Origin of the sequence: Gilliamella sp. Fer4-1, assembly GCF_001690515.1 — a bacterium.
GTDB classification, from domain to species: domain Bacteria; phylum Pseudomonadota; class Gammaproteobacteria; order Enterobacterales; family Orbaceae; genus Gilliamella; species Gilliamella apicola_C.
The window spans coordinates 1-1,616 of sequence record NZ_LZGZ01000067.1; the positions used below are offsets into that span (position 1 = coordinate 1).

The following is a 1,616-nucleotide window of genomic DNA, read 5'->3' on the forward strand; positions in this document are numbered from 1 at the left end:
AATAGATAAGCAAATATTATTGATATACTGTTTTTTAGTTATAGAGTAAATGGCGTCAAAATATATTTGAATTTTATTAGAATATATTTTTTAAAATTCGACAATTAGCGGTTTCTATATCCCGTACAGCAATTTTAATCATTTATTTTGTTAAAAATGGCAACTAGTTATTTAGGCATCTTTATTGCTATATATATCATCTTGTATTATCAATTTAAGACGAATTGTGAAAACAAGGTTACAGTAGTAAGTTACACTGTAACCTTTATAGACTATGGTTGGCTGATATTAAAGGCTTTTTTTGATCTCTATTGCTAGCAATGGGTTCCACATAGCACCTGTTGCGCTCATAACTGCATCAGCACCATTGTTTATAAATTGACGATAATGCTCGCTAGTGCTAACGCCGCCTACACCAATAATAGCAAATTTTAGATCCATCTCTTTGCGATATTTGGCTAAACGTTTCACCATATCTAAACCGGCCCAACGAATGGCATCACCACAGATTCCGCCTTCTTTTCTGTTTTCGCCTAAGGCGGGGTGACCTTTCGCATCAACGGGTTTTGCCGATAACGTATTGATAGTACTTAAACCATCAATAATAGTACCCACACGAGTTAATAAAGAAATAATTCTTTCATTATCAGGAAAATAGGCCAGTTTTAAAATAAGAGGGCGATCAGGCACTGCTGTTTTTATCGCATTTACAATTCGTTCAACTTTATCTACATCAAAACATAGTAGCTTGCTTGCCCCTTCGTTCGGGCAACTTAAATTTGCTTCAAGAATAGGTGCATTAGTTTCATGCACTAATTTTGCCGCTAGAGCATAATCTTTTTCTATTTCTCCATGCCCTTGTGTGCCTTGGAAACTACCGATTACACATTGCCCATGGCCAGCCGATTGTACCGCATCAGCCATATCGGGTTGCCAAATGTCGGGTGAAAATGAAGGCACACCAAATGAGTTGGTAATTGATAGAGGTTGATTATAATTAGTATCTGCTAATACTGTATCTAAGTTGCACGATAGTTTACCTTTAGGATGAACAGACAAGACATTAGGTAATGGATGACATTTATGAAACTTAGTTCGAACTGTTTTATACACACATAAATCAAATCCATAAGCAAATGCTGCTTTGATATAATTGGCATTTAATAATGGGCCTGCTGGCATACCGAATGGTAAATTGACATCAATATTTAAGAACGTTGCGGGTTTTGTTGGAATCTGTTGTGATTTATCTAATTGTGCAAAAAGCCCAAAGGGTCCTTGAGCATAATTATCTTCATAACTTATACTTGGATTATAAAAAGGTGTTAAAGATTTCATGCTATCTCCTGATTATGCGCTTTCTTAAAGTAAAATTGATTTTGGCTTTGAATTTATAACAAGAATAAAAAGAAAAGATTTTTGCAACAAAAAAAATCCTCCATGAAGGAGGATTAAAAAACAGGGCAGAAAGAGAATTAAAAGTGGGTTGCAATGTTAAAAGCTCAATCGGTGTTATAAACATATACGATATTCTCTTTGTGTTGGTTTCAAGACATTCTATCTAAACAGAATTAAAGTTCAACATAAAAATAATATAAAATATGTAACTAAATGAA

General features: G+C 34.2%; 1 protein-coding gene. It reads right to left on the bottom strand.

Annotated elements, in window-relative coordinates; translation table 11 throughout:
- Positions 1–288: 288 nt before the first annotated feature.
- Positions 289–1,338, bottom strand: coding sequence for a dihydroorotate oxidase (locus A9G30_RS02245; RefSeq protein ID WP_065587907.1), 1,050 nt, complete (start codon positions 1,336–1,338; stop codon positions 289–291).
- Between the last annotated feature and the right edge of the window lie 278 nt (positions 1,339–1,616).